The sequence below is a fragment of the Hyphomicrobium sp. genome, from assembly GCF_035548195.1.
Taxonomy (GTDB): domain Bacteria; phylum Pseudomonadota; class Alphaproteobacteria; order Rhizobiales; family Hyphomicrobiaceae; genus Hyphomicrobium_B.
The window spans coordinates 106,393-124,256 of the sequence record NZ_DASZTY010000035.1; the positions used below are offsets into that span (position 1 = coordinate 106,393).

Annotated in this window: 19 protein-coding genes and 1 riboswitch; of the genes, 9 read left to right on the top strand and 10 right to left on the bottom strand. The window is 59.2% G+C overall.

Annotated features, from left to right (window positions below; all coding sequences use genetic code 11):
• Positions 1-233: 233 nt before the first annotated feature.
• The 3 genes from lysA to argH form a co-directional block, all read right to left on the bottom strand.
• Positions 234-1,505, bottom strand: coding sequence for a diaminopimelate decarboxylase (gene lysA / locus VHB22_RS14110; protein WP_325457619.1), 1,272 nt, complete (start codon positions 1,503-1,505; stop codon positions 234-236).
• A 111-nt stretch (positions 1,506-1,616) separates the two neighbouring features.
• Complete coding sequence (gene lptM / locus VHB22_RS14115) at positions 1,617-1,838, bottom strand: LPS translocon maturation chaperone LptM (protein WP_325457620.1); 222 nt, start codon at positions 1,836-1,838, stop codon at positions 1,617-1,619.
• 59 nt (positions 1,839-1,897) lie between these two features.
• Complete coding sequence (gene argH, locus VHB22_RS14120) at positions 1,898-3,307, bottom strand: argininosuccinate lyase (protein WP_325457621.1); 1,410 nt, start codon at positions 3,305-3,307, stop codon at positions 1,898-1,900.
• 39 nt (positions 3,308-3,346) lie between these two features.
• Here argH and VHB22_RS14125 point away from each other — a divergent pair, with 39 nt between their 5' ends.
• A complete protein-coding gene (locus VHB22_RS14125) occupies positions 3,347-3,994 on the top strand; it encodes a TlpA family protein disulfide reductase (protein WP_325457622.1) in 648 nt (215 codons plus the stop codon).
• 55 nt (positions 3,995-4,049) lie between these two features.
• Here VHB22_RS14125 and VHB22_RS14130 read toward each other — a convergent pair whose 3' ends face one another.
• Positions 4,050-4,298 carry a hypothetical protein gene (locus VHB22_RS14130; RefSeq protein ID WP_325457623.1) on the bottom strand — a complete coding sequence of 83 codons (249 nt, stop codon included), beginning with the start codon at positions 4,296-4,298 and terminating at the stop codon, positions 4,050-4,052.
• 239 nt (positions 4,299-4,537) lie between these two features.
• Here VHB22_RS14130 and dapD point away from each other — a divergent pair, with 239 nt between their 5' ends.
• From dapD to dapE, 3 genes are read left to right on the top strand one after another with little or no spacing between them, the layout of a single operon-like run.
• The gene (dapD, locus tag VHB22_RS14135) at positions 4,538-5,392 is read left to right on the top strand and encodes a 2,3,4,5-tetrahydropyridine-2,6-dicarboxylate N-succinyltransferase (RefSeq protein ID WP_325457624.1); all 855 of its coding nucleotides are present in this window, start codon (positions 4,538-4,540) and stop codon (positions 5,390-5,392) included.
• Positions 5,393-5,395: 3 nt separating this feature from the next.
• Positions 5,396-6,157 (top strand): hypothetical protein, encoded by a 762-nt coding sequence (locus tag VHB22_RS14140; protein WP_325457625.1) that lies wholly within the window; start codon positions 5,396-5,398, stop codon positions 6,155-6,157.
• Positions 6,154-7,326, top strand: a complete 1,173-nt coding sequence (gene dapE, locus VHB22_RS14145; protein ID WP_325457626.1) for a succinyl-diaminopimelate desuccinylase — start codon at positions 6,154-6,156, stop codon at positions 7,324-7,326. The genes VHB22_RS14140 and dapE overlap by 4 nt, the downstream gene beginning before the upstream one ends.
• A 280-nt stretch (positions 7,327-7,606) precedes the next feature.
• On the opposite strand, the gene VHB22_RS14150 is transcribed toward dapE, so the two are convergent.
• Together VHB22_RS14150 and VHB22_RS14155 are read right to left on the bottom strand one after the other, a co-directional pair.
• On the bottom strand, positions 7,607-7,930 hold the full coding sequence (locus VHB22_RS14150; protein ID WP_325457627.1) for an HU family DNA-binding protein: 324 nt from the start codon (positions 7,928-7,930) through the stop codon (positions 7,607-7,609).
• Positions 7,931-8,150: 220 nt separating this feature from the next.
• Positions 8,151-8,924, bottom strand: coding sequence for an SDR family NAD(P)-dependent oxidoreductase (locus tag VHB22_RS14155; RefSeq protein ID WP_325457628.1), 774 nt, complete (start codon positions 8,922-8,924; stop codon positions 8,151-8,153).
• 148 nt (positions 8,925-9,072) lie between these two features.
• On the opposite strand from VHB22_RS14155, the gene VHB22_RS14160 reads away from it, so the two are divergent.
• The gene (locus VHB22_RS14160; RefSeq protein WP_325457629.1) at positions 9,073-9,405 is read left to right on the top strand and encodes a metalloregulator ArsR/SmtB family transcription factor; all 333 of its coding nucleotides are present in this window, start codon (positions 9,073-9,075) and stop codon (positions 9,403-9,405) included.
• Between the two features lie 147 nt (positions 9,406-9,552).
• Here the strand turns inward: VHB22_RS14160 and VHB22_RS14165 are convergent, their stop codons facing one another.
• Positions 9,553-10,677, bottom strand: a complete 1,125-nt coding sequence (locus VHB22_RS14165; protein WP_325457630.1) for a 2'-deoxycytidine 5'-triphosphate deaminase — start codon at positions 10,675-10,677, stop codon at positions 9,553-9,555.
• A gap of 107 nt (positions 10,678-10,784) precedes the next feature.
• A riboswitch (SAM riboswitch) is annotated at positions 10,785-10,863 on the top strand.
• Between the two features lie 74 nt (positions 10,864-10,937).
• On the opposite strand from VHB22_RS14165, the gene metZ reads away from it, so the two are divergent.
• The 4 genes from metZ to VHB22_RS14185 all read left to right on the top strand — a co-directional run bounded on the left by metZ (position 10,938) and on the right by VHB22_RS14185 (position 14,588).
• Positions 10,938-12,146 carry an O-succinylhomoserine sulfhydrylase gene (metZ, locus tag VHB22_RS14170; protein WP_325457631.1) on the top strand — a complete coding sequence of 403 codons (1,209 nt, stop codon included), beginning with the start codon at positions 10,938-10,940 and terminating at the stop codon, positions 12,144-12,146.
• 10 nt (positions 12,147-12,156) lie between these two features.
• Positions 12,157-12,606, top strand: a complete 450-nt coding sequence (gene apaG / locus VHB22_RS14175) for a Co2+/Mg2+ efflux protein ApaG (protein ID WP_325457632.1) — start codon at positions 12,157-12,159, stop codon at positions 12,604-12,606.
• Positions 12,607-12,618: 12 nt separating this feature from the next.
• A complete protein-coding gene (gene argE / locus VHB22_RS14180; protein WP_325457633.1) occupies positions 12,619-13,785 on the top strand; it encodes an acetylornithine deacetylase in 1,167 nt (388 codons plus the stop codon).
• Between the two features lie 236 nt (positions 13,786-14,021).
• Positions 14,022-14,588 (top strand): histidine kinase, encoded by a 567-nt coding sequence (locus VHB22_RS14185; protein WP_325457634.1) that lies wholly within the window; start codon positions 14,022-14,024, stop codon positions 14,586-14,588.
• 53 nt (positions 14,589-14,641) lie between these two features.
• Here VHB22_RS14185 and VHB22_RS14190 read toward each other — a convergent pair whose 3' ends face one another.
• Genes VHB22_RS14190 through VHB22_RS14200 form a run of 3 tightly spaced genes read right to left on the bottom strand, consistent with a single transcriptional unit; the run spans position 14,642 to position 17,715 of the window.
• On the bottom strand, positions 14,642-15,568 hold the full coding sequence (locus tag VHB22_RS14190; RefSeq protein ID WP_325457635.1) for an Hsp33 family molecular chaperone HslO: 927 nt from the start codon (positions 15,566-15,568) through the stop codon (positions 14,642-14,644).
• A gap of 18 nt (positions 15,569-15,586) precedes the next feature.
• The gene (argF, locus tag VHB22_RS14195) at positions 15,587-16,543 is read right to left on the bottom strand and encodes an ornithine carbamoyltransferase (protein WP_325457636.1); all 957 of its coding nucleotides are present in this window, start codon (positions 16,541-16,543) and stop codon (positions 15,587-15,589) included.
• Positions 16,543-17,715 (bottom strand): aspartate aminotransferase family protein, encoded by a 1,173-nt coding sequence (locus VHB22_RS14200; RefSeq protein ID WP_325457782.1) that lies wholly within the window; start codon positions 17,713-17,715, stop codon positions 16,543-16,545. The genes argF and VHB22_RS14200 overlap by 1 nt, the downstream gene beginning before the upstream one ends.
• Between the last annotated feature and the right edge of the window lie 149 nt (positions 17,716-17,864).

Genomic DNA, 17,864 nt, shown 5'->3' on the forward strand with positions numbered 1-17,864 from the left:
CCTATGGCCCCGTCCCTTAACAAAATGCAACGTCTACACCAGTAAATCGGCTTTAATTTCAACGATCCTAGGCAGCAATTGTTGCCGAATTCGGGACCGCTTCCCGGTTCCGTCATCTTGGAGGCTGCACAAGCAGATATCCGGAAACCAGAACGTCTGGCAGCGCGATGAGACCTGGGAACGCGCTGGATGGCCGAGTCAAGCCCGGCCGTGGAACAGAGAAAAAATACGGATCACTTTTTAAGCCAATCCGGCACGCGATCCGCACCAATCAAATCATCGTAACTCGGACGCGGCCGGATGACGGCATAGTGGTCGCCGCTGACCAGAACTTCTGGAATGAGCAATCGCGTATTGTATGTCGACGACATGACGGCCCCATAGGCACCTGCCGTCATGACGGCGAGGAGATCGCCAGGCTCGACCGGCGGCAGCGCCCGATCCTCCGCAAGGAAGTCTCCTGTTTCGCACACCGGCCCGACGATATCCTGCTGCACCGGCGACATAGCCTTCCGCTCTTCCGAAACGGGCCAGATATCGTGATAGGCCTCATACAATGTCGGACGAAGCAGATCGTTCATCGCCCCATCGACGATTGTGAACGTCTTTTCGGCCCCTTCCTTGACGTAAGTCACGCGCGTGACGAGCACGCCGGCATTGCCGACGATCATCCGCCCCGGCTCCAGCACGATCTTCAGCCCGAGATCGCCAAGCGCCGCCTTTACGACAGCCGCGTATTCGTCCGGAGTCGGCGGCACGTCGTCCGCGCCGCGATAAGGCACACCAAGCCCACCGCCGATATCCAGATGTCCAAGCGGAATACCGTCGGCTTTCAGATCGCGCACGAGCTCACGCATCAGCGCGAACGCATCCCGAAATGGCGCCAGATCGGTGATCTGGCTTCCTATATGCATATGAATACCGGAAACGTGGATGCCCGCCAGCTTTGCCGCCCGTGCATAGAGAGCGCGCGCGTCGCGGTAAGGTACGCCGAACTTGTTTTCGGCCTTGCCCGTCGAAATTTTCGCGTGCGTCTTCGCATCGACGTCCGGATTAACCCGAATCGCGACGGAGGCGGTCTTGCCCATTTCGGATGCAACGTCGCTCAGCGCGATAAGCTCGGGCTCGCTCTCGACATTGAACCCGAGAATTCCTTCCTCAAGCGCATACGCCATTTCGGCGCGCGTTTTTCCGACGCCTGCGAAAATGATCTTCTCTGCCGGGACGCCGGCCGCTCGTGCGCGGCGCAACTCGCCCTCCGAGACGACATCCATGCCCGCCCCAAGCCGCGCCATTGTCGCGAGCACCGCCTGATTTGAGTTGGCTTTGACGGCGAAGCAGATCAGCGCCTTCTGATCGCGAAAAGCTTCCGCCAATACGTTGTAGTGACGTTCGAGCGTCGCAGTCGAATAGCAGTAGAATGGCGTTCCAACCTCCTCCGCGATACGCGCGAGGCTGACATCCTCGGCATGGAGAACGCCGGATTTGTAATGGAAATGATGCATGAATTTATTCGAACTGCCGGTTGGATGGTTCCAACCTCTTGCCCGCAGAGGCGCTATCCGTCCAGGGCTATTGTCGCAACAGCGTTGAAATTCCGCGACGACGCCAAAAAACTAGCGCAACAGCGGATCGAGAACGAACCCTTCATGCGGCTTCTTCGGCGCATCCGAATTCGAGCCGGGGTCCTGAGCCTCGGGCGATTTCGCCTCACCGGTCACTTTTGCATCCGGCGGCGGCTCAAGCGGACCTTTGACGCCGCAGCCCGCGAATCCGAACCCCAAGGCGCAAAACAGCGCCGCGAGCGTCACGAACTTGATGCGCAGAAGCGCCCCCATGCGTGCGACCTTCCAATACCCCTCGGCCCGCAAACGTGCAGGCTGTCTACCCGGCGGTTTTAGACCTTACTCCGTTCCTTTTCCAACCGGCGCAACCAGTGACGCGCCATTTTGAGGACGTTCTGTGGCGCGGTTCCCCCATAGCTGGTTCGGCTCTTGACCGAGTTTTCCACCGAAAGCACCGAAAATACAGCTTTCGTGATCCTCGGCTCGACCGCCTGCATATCGGCAAGCGGCAGCTGATCGAGATCGACGCCTTTGGTCTCGGCCGCCTTGACGATGGCGCCAGTCACATGATGCGCGTCCCGGAAAGGCATCTTGAGTTCCCGGACGAGCCAATCCGCGAGGTCCGTGGCGGTGGAGTATCCCCGTCCCGCCGCATCCCGCATGGCCTCCGGCACCGGCTCCAGATCGGAGATCATCCCCGCCATCGCCGCCATCACCAACCTGAGGCTCGCAAGCGCGTCGAAGGTCGTCTCCTTGTCCTCCTGCATGTCCTTCGAATAGGCGAGCGGCAGCCCTTTCATCACCATCGCCAGCCCCTGGAAAGCCGCCGCGATCCTTCCGACCTTGGCACGCGCCAGTTCCGCCGCATCCGGATTGCGCTTCTGCGGCATGATCGACGAACCCGTGGTGAAGCGGTCCGACAGCCTCACGAAGCCAAACTGCGGCGTCATCCAGATGACGATTTCTTCCGCGAGGCGCGAAAAATGCACGGCTGTGATCGCCGCCGCGGCAAGAGTCTCCAGCGCAAAATCGCGGTCCGACACGCCATCGAGCGAATTGGCCATCGGCCGGTCGAAGCCCAGCGCTGCCGCCGTTTTCTTGCGGTCGATCGGAAATGAAGTTCCCGCCAATGCCGCCGACCCGAGCGGACATTCGTTAAGCCGCTTCCGGGCATCCGCAAACCGGCCACGATCCCGCGCGATCATCTCGACATAGGCAAGCAGATGATGTCCGAACGTAACGGGCTGCGCAGGTTGAAGGTGCGTGAAGCCCGGCATGACGGTTGCCGCATGTGCCTCTGCTTTTTCCGCCAACGCCTGCTGCACGCGTTCGAGCGCGGCATCGATGCCGTCGATGGCATCGCGCACAAAGAGCCTGAAATCGGTCGCCACCTGATCGTTGCGCGAACGCGCCGTATGCAGGCGTCCAGCCGCCGCGCCAATCAGGTCTTTCAGGCGGCTTTCGACGTTCATGTGCACGTCTTCGAGGGCAACCGAAAATTCGAACGTTCCGGCTTCGATCTCCGCCCGGATTTGGTCCAACCCCTTCGCGATCTCGCGCGCATCGGCTTTTGTAATGATTCCGGCATCGGCCAGCATTTGCGCGTGCGCCTTTGAGCCGCGAATATCTTGCGGTGCTAACCGCTTGTCGAAGCCGACCGAGGCATTTATCTCCTGCATGATCTCGGCCGGCGACATTGCAAATCGGCCACCCCACATGGCGTTGGCGGGCTTATCGGTCACTGATGGCTCCGTCTTAGCGAGAAAACACAAGGATCCCAGATGGCAGCGAACGAAGCGGCAAGACCGCAGAAGGGCCTTTGGATTGTGGCGCTGTCGGCGCTGATCGGGTTCGGGGCCGTATACGTTATCGGAGGCGGGTTCGACAACGCAGGTTCGTCGAAATCTGGAGCCGCGGCACAGGATTTGTCTCCACCGCCAGTGGGGGAATCGGGGCAATCATCGTTCAAGTTCGGAAAAATGGCGGCATTCGTCGCCAAAAAGACGCCCGCGCCGCTTCCGGATATCACTTTCCAGGACGCCGACGGCAAGGACGTGAAGCTTTCGAGTTTCAAGGGCAAGACGATCCTATTGAACCTCTGGGCAACCTGGTGCGGTCCCTGCCGCGAAGAAATGCCGGCACTCAACCGGCTTGAAACCGCCCTCGGCAGCGACAAGTTCGAGGTTGTGGCGCTGAGCCTCGATCACAAAGGCTACGACGCCTCGCGCAAATTTCTCGATAACCTGAAAGCCGACAAGGTGAAGCTCTACGCCGATCCGACCGCCAAGCAAGGCATGGAGCTGAAGCTCATCGGCATGCCGACGACGATCCTGATCAACAAGGACGGCCTGGAAGTCGGCCGTCTCGCCGGCGCCGCCGAATGGGATTCCGACGACGCTAAAAAGCTCATCCAATCCGCGATGAACTGAGCCGAAACACCGTCATCCCGGGCCTGCGCCGGGATGACGTCCTTTGCTTATCGAATTACTTTTTCTTCTTGACCTTCTGGGTCAGCGCCGATGCGGCCGCCGACTTCGCAGCTTTGCTCGCTTTTGGATCGCGCAAAACCTTCGACGCCGTCGCCGCGACCTTGGCGCTCGTTGTTTCCGTGCTGCCTTTCTGCGTTAACGCCGAAGCCGCCACCGATTTTTCAGCTTTGCTCGCAGTCTTGCTCCGGAGAACTTTCGAGGCCGCTGTCGCCACTTTCTTGCTCGTGCTTTCCGATTTCGCCATGGACGTCGTTCCTTGTTGCGAGGGCCGCGAACGGCGGTCCCGACGAAGCGGCAAGATGTCAGATTCGCTTATCCCGCAATATCGCGCGCGAGGCACATTGCAACTGTTCTTACACTGTCAGTTAAGGGGGCCGCGATTGCGCACTTGCCAACCGCCCGCGCCGAATTGACAGGCTCGCGGCAAGGGGCGACAAGGCCGGTCGGCATTTCATGACGACGTTGAATGGAGATCGGAACGCAATGGCCCCTGCACACAACCTCCTCGATTTGCAGAAGACCATCGAGACGGCGTGGGAGAGCCGGGACTCCGTTTCGTTCGAGACGAAAGGCGAGGTTCGCGATGCCGTCGAAAGCGCACTGGACCTGCTCGACACCGGTAAGGCACGCGTTGCCGAGAAGAAGGACGGCACCTGGACGGTAAACCAATGGCTCAAGAAGGCCGTCCTTTTATCGTTCCGCCTCAATGACATGGAAACGATCACCGGAGGCCCCGCGGGAAGCTTTTACTGGGACAAGGTGCCCCCGAAATTCACGGGTTGGACGGAGGCCGATTTCCGCAAAGGTGGTTTTCGCGTGCTCCCTGGGGCCATCGTCCGCCACTCCGCCTACATCGCACCAGGCGCGGTGCTGCTCCCTTCGTTCGTCAATCTCGGTGCCTACGTCGACAGCGGCACCATGGTCGACACCTGGGCCACGGTCGGTAGCTGCGCCCAGATCGGCAAGAATTGCCACATCTCGGGAGGAGCTGGCATCGGCGGCGTCCTCGAACCTCTCCAGGCTGGCCCCGTCGTCATCGAAGACAATTGCTTCATCGGAGCCCGGGCCGAGGTCGCCGAAGGCGTCCAAGTCGGTGAGGGCTCGGTCCTCTCGATGGGCGTCTATCTTGGCGCATCGACGACCATCATCGACCGCACGACCGGCGAGAAATTCTTCGGCAAGGTCCCGCCTTATTCCGTTGTCGTCTCTGGCTCCATGGCCGGAAAAAAACTGCCGAACGGCGAACCGGGGCCAAATCTCTACTGCGCCGTCATCGTGAAACGCGTCGACGAAAAGACGCGCTCAAAAACGAGCATCAACGAATTGCTCAGAGATTAAATCTTGGCAAAAAGAGAAGACCGGTATCGCTCGCTCGACGCTGACAAAATCATCGAGACGTTGGAACGTCTCGAACAGCGTATCGGCGAGCGTTTTTCCGGATCTGGCCTTTCACGCGTTTGTGCCGAACTGATCTCCGTTGCCCGCCAAACGTCCGAGCGGATCGCATATGTCTCGCGCCCTAACTGGACGCTAAGAACGCTCTTAGTCGGCCTTTTAAGCACCGCCCTAGCCATTCTTGCTTATCTCATATCGCAAGCGACGACGTTCAAAGGAACGGACGAATGGTCAGAAGCGCTACAAGGGCTCGACGCTCTGTTCAATATCGCCGTTTTACTGGGCGGTGCAGCCTTCTTCATTTCCACCCTCGAAACACGATGGAAACGCACGCGCACGCTCTCGGCCCTACACGAGCTTCGTTCGATCGTTCACGTCATCGACATGCATCAGTTGACCAAAGACCCAAGCACCATGGGCTCGGCACGGACATCGACGTCGCCAGATCGCGATCTGACCCCATTTTCGCTGATGCGTTATCTCGATTACTGCTCCGAGATGCTATCGTTGACCGCCAAGTGTGCGGCTCTTTATGCCGAAACGCTGAGCGATGCTGTAGTCGTTGATACGGTTGGCGACATCGAACGGCTCACATCTGAACTTTCGAGTAAGATCTGGCAAAAGATCACTATGGTGCAAAGCCTCGAAGGCCGCGACATCCCTCTGCCCTCCGTAGAGCAGCTTCACATCACGCCGAGCACGCAATGACCCTCGTCCCAACCGATCCAGTCGCTCTGACCCAAGCACTCATCCGCTGCCAAAGCGTGACGCCGGACGAAGGCGGCGCCCTGACGCTGTTGCAGAACATTCTCGAACCCGCGGGCTTCACGTGTCATCGTCTCATCTTCACGGAACCCGGAACGCCAGACGTCGACAATCTTTACGCGCGCCTCGGATCCGGTCGTCCGCATCTTTCCTTTGCCGGACATACCGATGTCGTTCCGGCAGGCAACGAAGCCGCGTGGACCGTCCCGCCATTTTCAGGCGATATCCGGGACGGCAAAGTCTACGGCCGCGGCGCCGTCGATATGAAGGGATGCGTGGCCGCCTTCGTTTCCGCTGCGCTGAAGTATATTCACCACCACAGCGGCCTGCCGCGCGGTTCGCTATCCTTCCTGATCACGGGCGATGAAGAAGGCCCGTCGATCAACGGCACGATGAAGATCCTCGACTGGCTGAAATCCCGTGACGAGGTCGTCGATGCCTGTCTCGTCGGCGAACCGTCGAACCCGTCGGCATTGGGCGATGAAATTCGCATTGGCCGCCGCGGCTCGCTCAATGCCGAGATCGTCGTTCACGGCAAACAGGGTCATTCCGCCTATCCGCAGATCGCCGACAACCCGGTGCCCAAACTCGCCCGCATCATCGATCGCCTGGCATCTGCAAAGCTTGATGACGGAACCCCGGACTTCCAACCGTCCAATCTCCAGGTGACTGTTATTTCTGTGCCGAACACGGCGACCAACGTTATCCCGGGCCAAGCCGTTGCCAAGCTCAACATCCGCTACAACGATCTTTGGAACAGACCGAAGATCGAATCCTGGGTTCGCGATAATGTCGCACGTGCGGCTGCAGAACTTGGTGCGAAATACGATTTGAGCTTTTCCGGGACGGGCGATGTTTTTCTGACCCAGCCTGGACCGCTCGTAACCACGCTGACCGACGCAGTAAAATCTGTCACCGGCCGCACGCCCGCATTGACGACAGGCGGCGGCACGTCGGACGCACGCTTCATCAAAGACATTTGCCCGGTCGTCGAGTTTGGCCTCGTCAACGCCACGATCCATCAGGTGGACGAACACACCAGCATCGACGATCTCGAAAAGCTGACCGAAATCTACGGCCGCTTCATCTCCAACTTTTTCCGCAGCGGCTGAACCATTCGTCATCCTCAGCCAAGCGCGTCGCAGACGCGTTGAAGGCCGGGGATCCAACGCAAAAGTTGTCGCAGACACCAAATATATTGCGCCTTCGGCAAGTTTATGCTGGATCCCCAATCGCGCTCACAAGAGCGTTCGCACGATTGAGGATGACGGACTTCGACGACCGCTGATGCCCCGCGCTGGCGGCCGGCTCCGCGAAGCGGAGTCGTCAGCGCCAATAAAAAAGGCCGCCCGCAAAGGCGACCTTTCTTGATTCCACCCGCTTACGCGAGCGTTAGATCGATTCTTTGAGCTCCTTGGCGGCTCGGAACGCGATCTTCTTCGAAGCCTTGATCTTGATGGCTTCGCCGGTTGCCGGGTTGCGGCCCATGCGCGCCGGGCGCTTGCGAACCTGCAGCACGCCGAGGCCGCCGATACGGATGCGCGCGCCTTTCTTCAGGTGCTTACCGATTGCAGTGACGAGATCCTCAAGCAGCGCGATCGACTGCTTCTTGGGAATATCGTGGGCCTCGGCAAGCGCCGCCGCCATATGCTTCAAAGTAACGGTTTCAATCTTTGCGGCCGTCTTGGAGGCCGACTTCGCCGGAGCCTTCGCCATGGGTATCCCTCTCATTTGCGAATCGATTTGGTGTCGAACACTACATCGTCGAAGCCCAAAAACGCGCTGTTTGCGGGCATTTTTCGAATGAAGCGCGCGAAAAGAGCAGCATTTGTTGCCAGAAAGCAAGCGGCAGATTTGTGACGAAGGCAAAAAAAGCGCCGAAATCCATGGGATTCGGCGCCAGTTCCGGGGAAGGACGAGACGAGGGGAAGAAAAATCAGAAGCTCAAAGCAGTGCCGCCGCTGACTTCGATCGTTTGGCCGGTAACCCAGCGCGACTGCGGCCCCGCGAGAAATGCGACGAGATCAGCGACTTCCTCCGCCTTGCCGATCCGTTTCAGGGCCTGCATGTTCAGGACGAAGGCTTGACTGTCAGGATCCTTGACGAGCCCTGATGCCATATCCGTATCGATGACCCCAGGCGCGACGGCATTGACCGTTATTCCCCGCCCGCCGAGTTCTGTCGCCAGCGCTTTTGTTACGTTGTCGACAGGCGCTTTCAGCATGGAATAAGCCGGCACGGCCACGCCCGGAAGTCTGGCAACGACGCTGGAAGTGGAAATGACGCGGCCACCATCTTTCAGCCGCTTGACGGCTTCCTGGGTGATCAGGAACAGCGACTTGACGTTGACGCTATAGATTTCGTCGAGAATGTCTTCAGTCGTTTCGCCGAAGCTGACGAACGGCGCGATCCCGGCATTGTTGACGAGAATGTCGAACTTGGTATCGCCTGTTCGCTTGGTGAGTTCCTGATCGAACGCGGCGAACAAAGCTTGCGCCGCGCCCTTCTTCGAAAGATCAGCGGCGACCGCGAAAGCATTCCCGCCGGAAGATTTGATCTGGGCGACGACCTCGTCCGCCCCGGCTTTGCTCTTGCCATAGTGAACGGCGACGAGCGCGCCATCCTGGGCCAGCGTTTCCGCGATGGCGCGGCCGATGCCACGGCTCGCACCCGTGACCAACGCGATCTTGCCATTGAGAGGTTTAGACATGGCGTCCTCATAATTTTGTCTGTCCTGTTCAGGTAGGACAGCCACCCGGCATGCCACCTCGGACTGCGGCTAGATAAGGACGCTATTTCCGTAGTTCAAGATTATTGAACTATTGAATTATCACGAAGGCGTGTCTATATGTCGCCGCATGCAAAGACCCTTCGTCCATCCGGCGATCGAGGACATCACCCTCGAAAGCGTGCTCTATGCACTCGCCGATCCGACTCGCTTGGAAATTGTGAAACGCCTCGCCGGGGCCGGGGGCGCGTGCGGTATGAACTGCTCGGCTGCAGCGCCTGCCGATCTGCCAAAATCGACACAGTCGCATCACTTCCAGGTGCTGCGCGAGGCCGGGCTCATTCGTTCCGAACGCCGCGGCACCGAGGTCGTCAACGCCCTGCGCTGCGCCGAAATCGAGAAGCGCTTTCCCGGCGTCATCTCGTCGATCCTGAAAGCCAGCGAAAAAGCCAAGAAGCGATAACGAGCCATCTGCGCTTTCAAGATCAGTTTTTTTAATCCATGGCCGGGCTCGACCCGGCCATCCAGGGCCGCATGCTCCGGACCGTTCCTTTCATTGCCCTCGACGGCCGCCTCGGCGCGACCATGACGTGGGGTGAGAGAAAGAGTGCTATCGGAAATGCTTCGACAGCTTCAAACCCTGACCTTGATAGTTCGATTTTAATCCCTGGCCGTAGATCATCTCGGGCGTCTCGATCATGCGCTCGTAAATCAGCCGCCCGATGATCTGACCGTCTTCGAGAATGAATGGCACCTTGTGCGAGCGCACCTCCAGCACGACGCGCGACCCGACACCGCCAGCCGCCGCATGCCCAAAACCGGGATCCATGAACCCCGCATAATGCACGCGAAACTCTCCCACGAGCGGATTAAACGGCACCATCTCGGCAGCATGCGTCGGCGGTACATGCACGGCTTCCTTCGATGCCAAAATATAAAACTGATCCGGATCGAGGATCAGCCGGTGCTTGTCCTTGACGTAAATCGGGTCCCAATAGTCTTCGACTGGATAGGAGGCCGGCTTGTCGACATCGACGACGCCCGTATGCCGCCGCGCGCGGAAACCGACGAGGCCCTTCGCATCGCCTGCAAGATCGACCGTCAACGCGATACCGCCCGAAATATCCGCATCGTCCGACGACACCAGACGTTCCCGCTTGTGCAACTCCCGCAGATCGACGTCGCTATCGGCAGCAGTGCCAATGCGAAAGCGGATTTGCGACAATCGTGATCCCTTGCGCACGACGATCGGAAACGTTTGCGGACAAATCTCCGCAAAGAGCGGACCAGAATATCCGTGCGGAATTTGATCGAACGCGCCGACACCGTCCGCGATCACGCGCGTAAAAACGTCGAGCCGCCCTGTCGAACTTTTTGGATTGGCCGACGCTTCGACGTCCGGCGGCAACTCCAGGCTTTCGAGCAGCGGCACGATATAAACGCACCCCGTTTCGAGAACAGCCCCCTGGCTGAGGCTAATCGTATGCAATGCAAGATCGTCGAGCTTCGACTGTACCCGGCCCCCGGGGCGCGGTAGAAAGCTCGCACGCACTCGATAAGCAACGGGCCCGAGCCGGAGATCGAGACTCGCAGGCTGCACTTGCGTCTCAGCGGCAGATTCGGCGAGCAGCACCTGCCCCGACGCGATCATCCGCGCGATCCCTTGCGACGGTACGATACCCGTGGTCGCGTCGCCACGTTTCGTCGCCGCAATTGTCTTTTCTGCTCTCGCCATCTGCCTGCTTTGCTTTTTCATCGAAACCAGAAGCGTTGTTTAACGCCAGCGGTTTCGATCCCTAAGGCAGTGGGCCCTTGACGCCAAGAGGCACCGGCGTTAATCCCCGCTCTGTTCGTGGTCCTTTGGCCGGCCGGCTTGCAGCCACGTTAAACAAATCGCTAAAGAGGCCGTGTGCGCTCCCCCGGTTTCCTGCGCTCGGCCTCGACGTCCGGCGATTGTGGACCGGGTTTTTTGTTGGCGCGAAAGGCTTGTTCCCGATGACGAAAAACGAGCAAAAATCTTCCGGGCACAATTGGCGGCCCGAGACCGCTCTCGTTCACGGCGGTATCACGAGGTCCCAGTACGGCGAAACCGCCGAAGCCCTCTATCTGACGCAAGGCTTCGTCTACGACAGCGCCGAACAGGCCGAAGCGCGATTCAAGCAGGAAGACCCCGGCTTTCAATACACGCGCTTCGGCAATCCGACGATTGCGATGTTCGAGGATCGATTAAAGATCTTTGAAGGCGCTGAAGAATGTCGCGCCACAGCGACCGGCATGGCCGCCGTTACGGCCGCGATCCTCTCTTATGTCAAAGCGGGTGATCACATCGTCGCCGCACGGGCGATGTTCGGTTCGTGTCGTAATGTCATCGAAACGATTTGCTCCCGCCTGGGCGTCACCTCGACCTTGATCGACGGCAAGGACCTCAACGCCTGGCGCGATGCAGTCCGTCCGAACACCAAGCTGTTCTTCTTTGAAACGCCCTCAAACCCGAACCTTGAGCTTGTCGATATTGCCGCGGTCTGCAAGATCGCGCGCGAGAAGGACATCATATCGATCGTCGATAATGTCTTCGCAACACCGATGCTGCAACGGCCGCTCGCGCTCGGCGCCGATGTGGTAGTTTATTCGACGACGAAGCACATCGACGGGCAAGGCCGCTGCCTCGGAGGCGCCGTCCTCGGCTCCACGGAATTCGTCGGAAAGTATGTCCAGGAGTGGTTGCGTCAGACAGGTCCTTCGATGGCCCCATTCAATGCCTGGGTCATGCTGAAAAGCTTGGAAACCATGCCGATCCGCATCAAGGCGCAATGCGAAACAGCCGCAAAAATTGCCGATCTGCTGGCCCAAACCAATGGCGTAATGCGCGTCCTCTATCCGGGCCGCGCCGACCATCCGCAAGCGGACCTCGCCAAAAAGCAGATGCCGGGCGGCGGGCAGATGATCGCGTTTGAAATCGAAGGTGGCAAAAAGGCGGCGTTCGAATGTTTGAATGCGCTGCGCCTCATCCTCATTTCGAACAACCTGGGGGATGCAAAAAGCATCGTTACCCATCCTGCGACCACAACTCATTTCAAGTTGACTCCCGCACAACGCGAGGAACTAGGCATCAGCGACGGTATGATACGACTTTCGGTTGGACTTGAAGCCGCCGAAGATTTGGCGGACGATCTCACTGGAGCTATACGAGCGGCCACGGGCTAACGGGAAACCCATGACCAAGAGCACATCGACCTTGAAATCGAAGCGGCGTGGACGCACGGCCGCACATCCTTATGAAGCCACGACGCGCGGCATCCGCATTCGCGTCGAGCCGGAGTATCTGGAGGACCAATCCTCGCCGGAAGACGGCCATTTCGTCTGGGCCTATGCGGTCGAGATCAGCAATGATGGCGCGGAAACGGTTCAACTTAAGTCGCGCATGTGGCGCATAACGGATGCACTCGGCTTTACCGAGGAAGTGCGCGGACCGGGCGTCGTCGGCCAAACACCCGTCATTCCGCCGGGGGAAACCTTTAACTACACCTCGGGCTGTCCCCTAAAGACGCCGCAAGGCATCATGGTCGGCAGCTATCAAATGACTGACGAAGCCGGCGAGCTTTTCGACGTTGCGATTCCCGCGTTCTCGCTCGATAGTCCCCATACCCGGCGCAGCATGAATTGATCGCGACAGACAATGAATGCGAAAGGTCCGATCTACGCGCCGGCCGAACTGCTGGCCCGCCTTGTCGCATTCGACACGACGAGCCACCGCAGCAATCTTGAACTCATCTCGTTCATCGAAGACTATCTGCGTCAGCATGGCGTTACGTCGCGCCGCATCGTGAGTAGCGATGGCGAAAAGGCATCGCTTTACGCCACCATCGGGCCGGACGGCGGAGGTGGGATCGCCCTTTCGGGACATACGGACGTCGTGCCCGTCGATGGACAGAACTGGACCAGCGACCCATTCACGGTGCGCATTGCCGATGGCCGCTTCTATGGACGCGGCACAGCCGACATGAAGGGTTTCATCGCCGCCGTCCTCGCCGCCACCCCGGATTTCAAGCGCCGCAAACTGAAAACACCCATACATTTTGCTTTCTCTTACGACGAGGAGATCGGCTGCATCGGAGTCCGCCCGATGCTTGCCGATCTTGGCAAGAACCTGCCGAAACCGCGCATGGTCATCGTCGGCGAACCGACGTCGATGCGCGTCGTCGATGCGCACAAGGGACCTGTGCGCTGGCACGTCGAGGTCAAAGGACGCCCGGTGCATTCGAGCATGGCGCCGCTCGGGGTCAATGCCATCACTTATGCCGCCCGCCTGATAGAAGAACTCGAACGCATCGAGGACGAGTTCAAGCATACGACCGTCAATTCGCGCTTCGATCCGCCCTATCCGACCGTACAGGTGACGACGATCGATGGCGGAACCGCGTCGAATATCATCCCCGTCACATGCACATTCGGTTTCGAGGTTCGAGCGCTTCCTGGGCTAGACCCATTGCTCATCGAACAGCGTCTCCGCGCGTTCGCCGAAGAAAACTGCTTGCCCGAGATGCGGGCCGTAGCGCCGGAGGCCGACATCTCGATCAGGCGCAATGAAGGCGTTCCACCTTTCGGGGCAGACCGTGCTTCTGATGTCGTCGCGCTCGCGCTGAAGCTGACAGGACAGAACGAGACGCACACCGTTTCGTTCGCAACGGAAGCAGGACTGTTTCAAGACGCGGGTGCTCCGGCCGTCGTTTGCGGACCGGGCGATATCGCGCAGGCTCACACCGCCGACGAATGGATCGCCGAAAGCGAAATCGCGAAATGCGCGGAATTTCTCACTCGCCTCGGCGATTGGGCCGAGAGCTGACGCGTAAAGAGAGCTTAAACCAAGCCGAAACCCGTAAGCCACGCAAACGCGAATGCGTTTCCCGAACAAAAACAGAAACTTGACGATACCGGACGGTCGTGTGACATGAGTGCGACATCTTCGGGCTCATCGGCATCAACCCACCGTTTTTTCCAATGCTGCCGCGCTATCGACGCAGTGTTGGGAGTACCAATGCGCCCTGATCTGCATGCACTCGCGAACTCAGAGACAGTCCCATGCCCGTGCGCTCGAAATCCGTTTCTAATCTGATCTGCGCAATGGTCGCCGGGATGGCCCTCTCGGCTTGCTCCACTGCGCCGCTGCCGTCGATTGGTTCGATAGGTTCGATCAACCCGTTTGGCGGCAACACGCTGTCCGACGTCGATCGCGCCTTTTTGCAAGCCGCGGGAAGCTGGGACACCAACCATGACAACGTCGTCACCTGCAACGAATGGAAGTCGTACGCAGAAGATCTTTTCAATGGTGCCGATACCAATCACGACGACTCGCTTGAAGCCGACGAATGGCCAAATCTCGTCAAAGTCGATCGTCTCTTTCAAACAGCCGACCTGAAATATTACGACGCCAACGGCGATGGCAAGGTCACCCGTGCTGAGTTTGTCGATAAGCCGAATCCCGCGTTCGTCCTGATGGACAAAGCCGGTACTTGCAGGCTCGACGGCTCGCAGATCGCCAGCGCACGATCCAAGACACAGTATGACGTTTCAGGCGCAAAGCCCCAAAACAGCGACCCGCGCGACGCAACTGGTCAGCAGGGCAAGGCCGCAAACGGCGGGCTATGAGCTAAAACAAGTCCGGCCGTACGCACATCCTGCTCCGACAGGATAAAAGATGGTTAGTCTTGCGCCTGCTTCAAATCTCCCAACGAGAACGAATACTGCGCCGTACAGAACTCGCACGTGACGACGATCCGGCCGCTTTCGTCGCGCATATCCGAAAGGTCTGCCGCCCCGAACGCCAGCAGCACATTCTCGACTTTCGCACGGCTGCATCGGCAAAAGGACGAAAGCGGTATAACACGTTCAACAACAACCGCTTCCTCGTGAAAAAGCCGAAGCAGTAGGCGCTCCATCGATAGCTCCGGATCGAGAAGCTCGTGATCCTCGACCGTCGCCGCGAGCATCTCGACACGACGCCAATTTTCGCTAGCCTCGTCATCGTCGTCGCGTCCCTGCGTCGCCGCGCTTTGCATCATCAGACCGCCGGCCCGCCGATGCCATCGCGACTGTGCCGGGGCCGCGTTTTGAGAGCGGATAAATTGATCCGCCACCGCAAGCCGGATAAACGTCGGCATCATCTCTCGCTGCTCGAAATAAGCGGCGGCCGTCGCCGCAAGCGGTGTATTCTCGAAAGCAAGGATACCTTGATAGCGCTCTTCACCGGGTCCCGGATCGAGTGTAAGGGCAAGATGCCCGTCCCCAAGCGCATCGCCTTTCGCAATCTTGTCCGCGTCGTAGCGCGCATATCCACGCAACCGGCCGGGCGCTGCATAATCGGCAACCAAGATCGAAACGGCACCGTCAGAGCGCGTCTGAAGATTGAGATTGCCGCCCTCAGGTAACGGCGAACCGCAAAGAGCCGCGAGCGCGACGGCTTGCGATAAATAGCGGCTGGGAACGTCGGGCAGCGCGTGCGGCGTAACGACAGCGTCCAGCGTCTTGCCTAGCCGTACAAGGCGACCACGGACATTTGACCGCTGCGTGCGGAAAACGACGAGGCAATCGTCCGATGCGGTCAACGCTGGCTGCGATTCAATCGCCATGGACCTGGGCTCTGGCCATCAGCCGCCAAAGCACCATCCAAGAATGGCCTTTTGCGCATGAAGCCGGTTCTCCGCCTCGTCGAAAATAACCGACTGCGGACCTTCTAGAACATCTTCGCTCACCTCGTGCCCGCGATAGGCTGGTAAGCAGTGCATGAAGATCGCTTTTTTGTTCGCCTTGCTCATCAGCTTCGCATCGACGGCATAGGGCTGAAGCATCTTTTTCCGCTTCGCGGCATCCGACTGTCCCATCGACACCCACGTATCGGTCACGACGCAGTCGGCACCCTTGACCGCTTCATTGGGATCAGTCCCGACTTCGACGTCGCCTTTCTCACGGCGCACCCAATCCAGGGCCTCCGCCTCGGGATAGAGCGCTTTCGGACAGGCGAGCTTCAACTTGAAACCAAAACGCACAGCAGCGTGCATCCACGAGACGGCGACGTTGTTACCGTCTCCGATCCAGGCGACGGTACGCCCCTTGATCGAACCGAGATGTTCCTCGAACGTCTGGATATCGGCCATCACCTGACACGGATGGCTTTTCTCCGTCAAACCGTTGATAACCGGAATTGTCGCATACTGCGCCAGTTCGACGAGCGTCGCGTGCGCGTTGGCGCGGATCATGATGCCGTCGGCATAACGCGAAAGGACGCGTGCCGTGTCCGCCACCGACTCGCCGCGCCCGAGCTGAAGATCGGTATGATTGAGCGTCAACGCCCCGCCGCCGAGCTGCCGCATGGCGATATCGAACGAGACGCGCGTTCGCGTCGAAGGCTTCTCGAAGATCATCGCAAGAACGACGTCCTCAATGCCCTTGGGACGCAACTCTTTCGGGACGCGCTTACCGGCACGCTTCATCTCATGCGCATTATCGAGGATCTTACGCAACGTTTTGGAATCGAGATCGGCAATATCGAGAAAATGCCGGGGCGATTGCTTTGCGGTCATTAAAGTCGGAGCTTTCTCAAGCATCAGCGAACCTCGCGAGCGACGCGCGAGAGTGCGCGCGATAGAATTTGAATAGCCTCGGCGATTTCCTTATCGGAAGCGATCAAGGGTGGAAGAAGTCGAATGGTATTGTCGCCCGCTCCCACGACAAGCAGTTTGTCGTTGGCGGCGGCCTTGACGACCTCGGCGGGCGCGACATGCTCTTTGAGCTTGAGTCCCATCAGCAGCCCCTCGCCGCGCACCTCTTCGACGACATCGGCATGCTGGTCCATAAGTCCCGAGAGCCCTTGCTTCAGATGCAACGCCTTGGTCCGAACGTCCTCAAGGAACTCAGGCTCCGACACGATATCGAGCACAGTTGAAGCGACGGCCATCGCCAGCGGATTGCCGCCGAACGTCGAGCCGTGCGTGCCGGGCGTCATACCTTTCGCTGCTTCCGCCGTTGAGAGAACTGCGCCGACCGGAAATCCGCCGCCAAGCCCCTTCGCAACGGCCATGACGTCAGGCGTTATGCCTGCCCACTCATACGCGAAAAGTTTTCCCGTGCGGCCGACGCCGGTCTGCACCTCATCGAGCACGAGCAACAAGCCGTTCTCATCGCAAAGATCGCGGATGGCGCGCAAAACTTCGGGCGGGAACGCGCGAACACCGCCTTCCCCCTGGATTGGCTCAAGCATGATCGCCGCCGTTTCCGGCGAGATCGCTGCTTCAATGGCGGCGAGATCGCCCGGCTCGACATGATCGAACCCTTGCGCTTCCGGTCCGAAGCCTTCGAGATACTTTTCGTTTCCGGCAGCCGAAAGCGCCGTCAAGGTCCGCCCATGAAAAGCGCCACGAAATGTGATGATCCGCTGCCGTTCGGGATGTCCCGAAACATAATGATAACGCCGCGCAACCTTGATCGCGCCTTCGCAGGCTTCTGCTCCGGAGTTGCAGAAGAAAACGCAGTCCGCGAATGTTAGGCGCGTCAGTTTCTCGGCGACAGTCTCCTGCCCTTCGACGCGATAAAGGTTGGAGGTGTGCCAGAGCTTGTCGGCCTGCGCCTTAAGTGCTGCAACGAGCGCCGGATGCGCATGTCCGAGAGAATTGACCGCCACTCCGGACCCGAAATCCAGATAACGATCGCCATTCTCTGAAACCAGCCAGCAGCCTTCGCCTCGCACGAACACGACGTTTTGGCGGCCGTACGTACCCATGACGGCCGTCGACGGCGCGCCTGGCGAAGAAGGGGAACGGCCGGGTGTTTTCCCCAGCGCTGCGGGGGAAGTTGCCATGTGCGTGGATAACCTCAGGCGGAAAATCAAAAAGCCGCCCACTTCCGGCGGCTCAAACACAACCATTGATA

What these genes read in the sequence shown, in the direction of transcription:
- apaG (WP_325457632.1), top strand. Translation starts at nt 12,157, where the DNA reads ATGACCAAGAGCACATCGACCTTGAAATCGAAGCGGCGTGGACGCACG.
- VHB22_RS14155 (WP_325457628.1), bottom strand. Translation starts at nt 8,924, where the DNA reads ATGTCTAAACCTCTCAATGGCAAGATCGCGTTGGTCACGGGTGCGAGC.
- VHB22_RS14165 (WP_325457630.1), bottom strand. Translation starts at nt 10,677, where the DNA reads ATGGCGAGAGCAGAAAAGACAATTGCGGCGACGAAACGTGGCGACGCG.
- argF (WP_325457636.1), bottom strand. Translation starts at nt 16,543, where the DNA reads ATGCTTGAGAAAGCTCCGACTTTAATGACCGCAAAGCAATCGCCCCGG.
- VHB22_RS14185 (WP_325457634.1), top strand. Translation starts at nt 14,022, where the DNA reads ATGCCCGTGCGCTCGAAATCCGTTTCTAATCTGATCTGCGCAATGGTC.
- dapE (WP_325457626.1), top strand. Translation starts at nt 6,154, where the DNA reads ATGACCCTCGTCCCAACCGATCCAGTCGCTCTGACCCAAGCACTCATC.
- lptM (WP_325457620.1), bottom strand. Translation starts at nt 1,838, where the DNA reads ATGGGGGCGCTTCTGCGCATCAAGTTCGTGACGCTCGCGGCGCTGTTT.
- VHB22_RS14190 (WP_325457635.1), bottom strand. Translation starts at nt 15,568, where the DNA reads ATGGCGATTGAATCGCAGCCAGCGTTGACCGCATCGGACGATTGCCTC.
- dapD (WP_325457624.1), top strand. Translation starts at nt 4,538, where the DNA reads ATGGCCCCTGCACACAACCTCCTCGATTTGCAGAAGACCATCGAGACG.
- VHB22_RS14125 (WP_325457622.1), top strand. Translation starts at nt 3,347, where the DNA reads ATGGCAGCGAACGAAGCGGCAAGACCGCAGAAGGGCCTTTGGATTGTG.
- VHB22_RS14160 (WP_325457629.1), top strand. Translation starts at nt 9,073, where the DNA reads ATGCAAAGACCCTTCGTCCATCCGGCGATCGAGGACATCACCCTCGAA.
- VHB22_RS14150 (WP_325457627.1), bottom strand. Translation starts at nt 7,930, where the DNA reads ATGGCGAAGGCTCCGGCGAAGTCGGCCTCCAAGACGGCCGCAAAGATT.
- argE (WP_325457633.1), top strand. Translation starts at nt 12,619, where the DNA reads ATGAATGCGAAAGGTCCGATCTACGCGCCGGCCGAACTGCTGGCCCGC.
- lysA (WP_325457619.1), bottom strand. Translation starts at nt 1,505, where the DNA reads ATGCATCATTTCCATTACAAATCCGGCGTTCTCCATGCCGAGGATGTC.
- VHB22_RS14130 (WP_325457623.1), bottom strand. Translation starts at nt 4,298, where the DNA reads ATGGCGAAATCGGAAAGCACGAGCAAGAAAGTGGCGACAGCGGCCTCG.
- metZ (WP_325457631.1), top strand. Translation starts at nt 10,938, where the DNA reads ATGACGAAAAACGAGCAAAAATCTTCCGGGCACAATTGGCGGCCCGAG.
- VHB22_RS14200 (WP_325457782.1), bottom strand. Translation starts at nt 17,715, where the DNA reads ATGGGTACGTACGGCCGCCAAAACGTCGTGTTCGTGCGAGGCGAAGGC.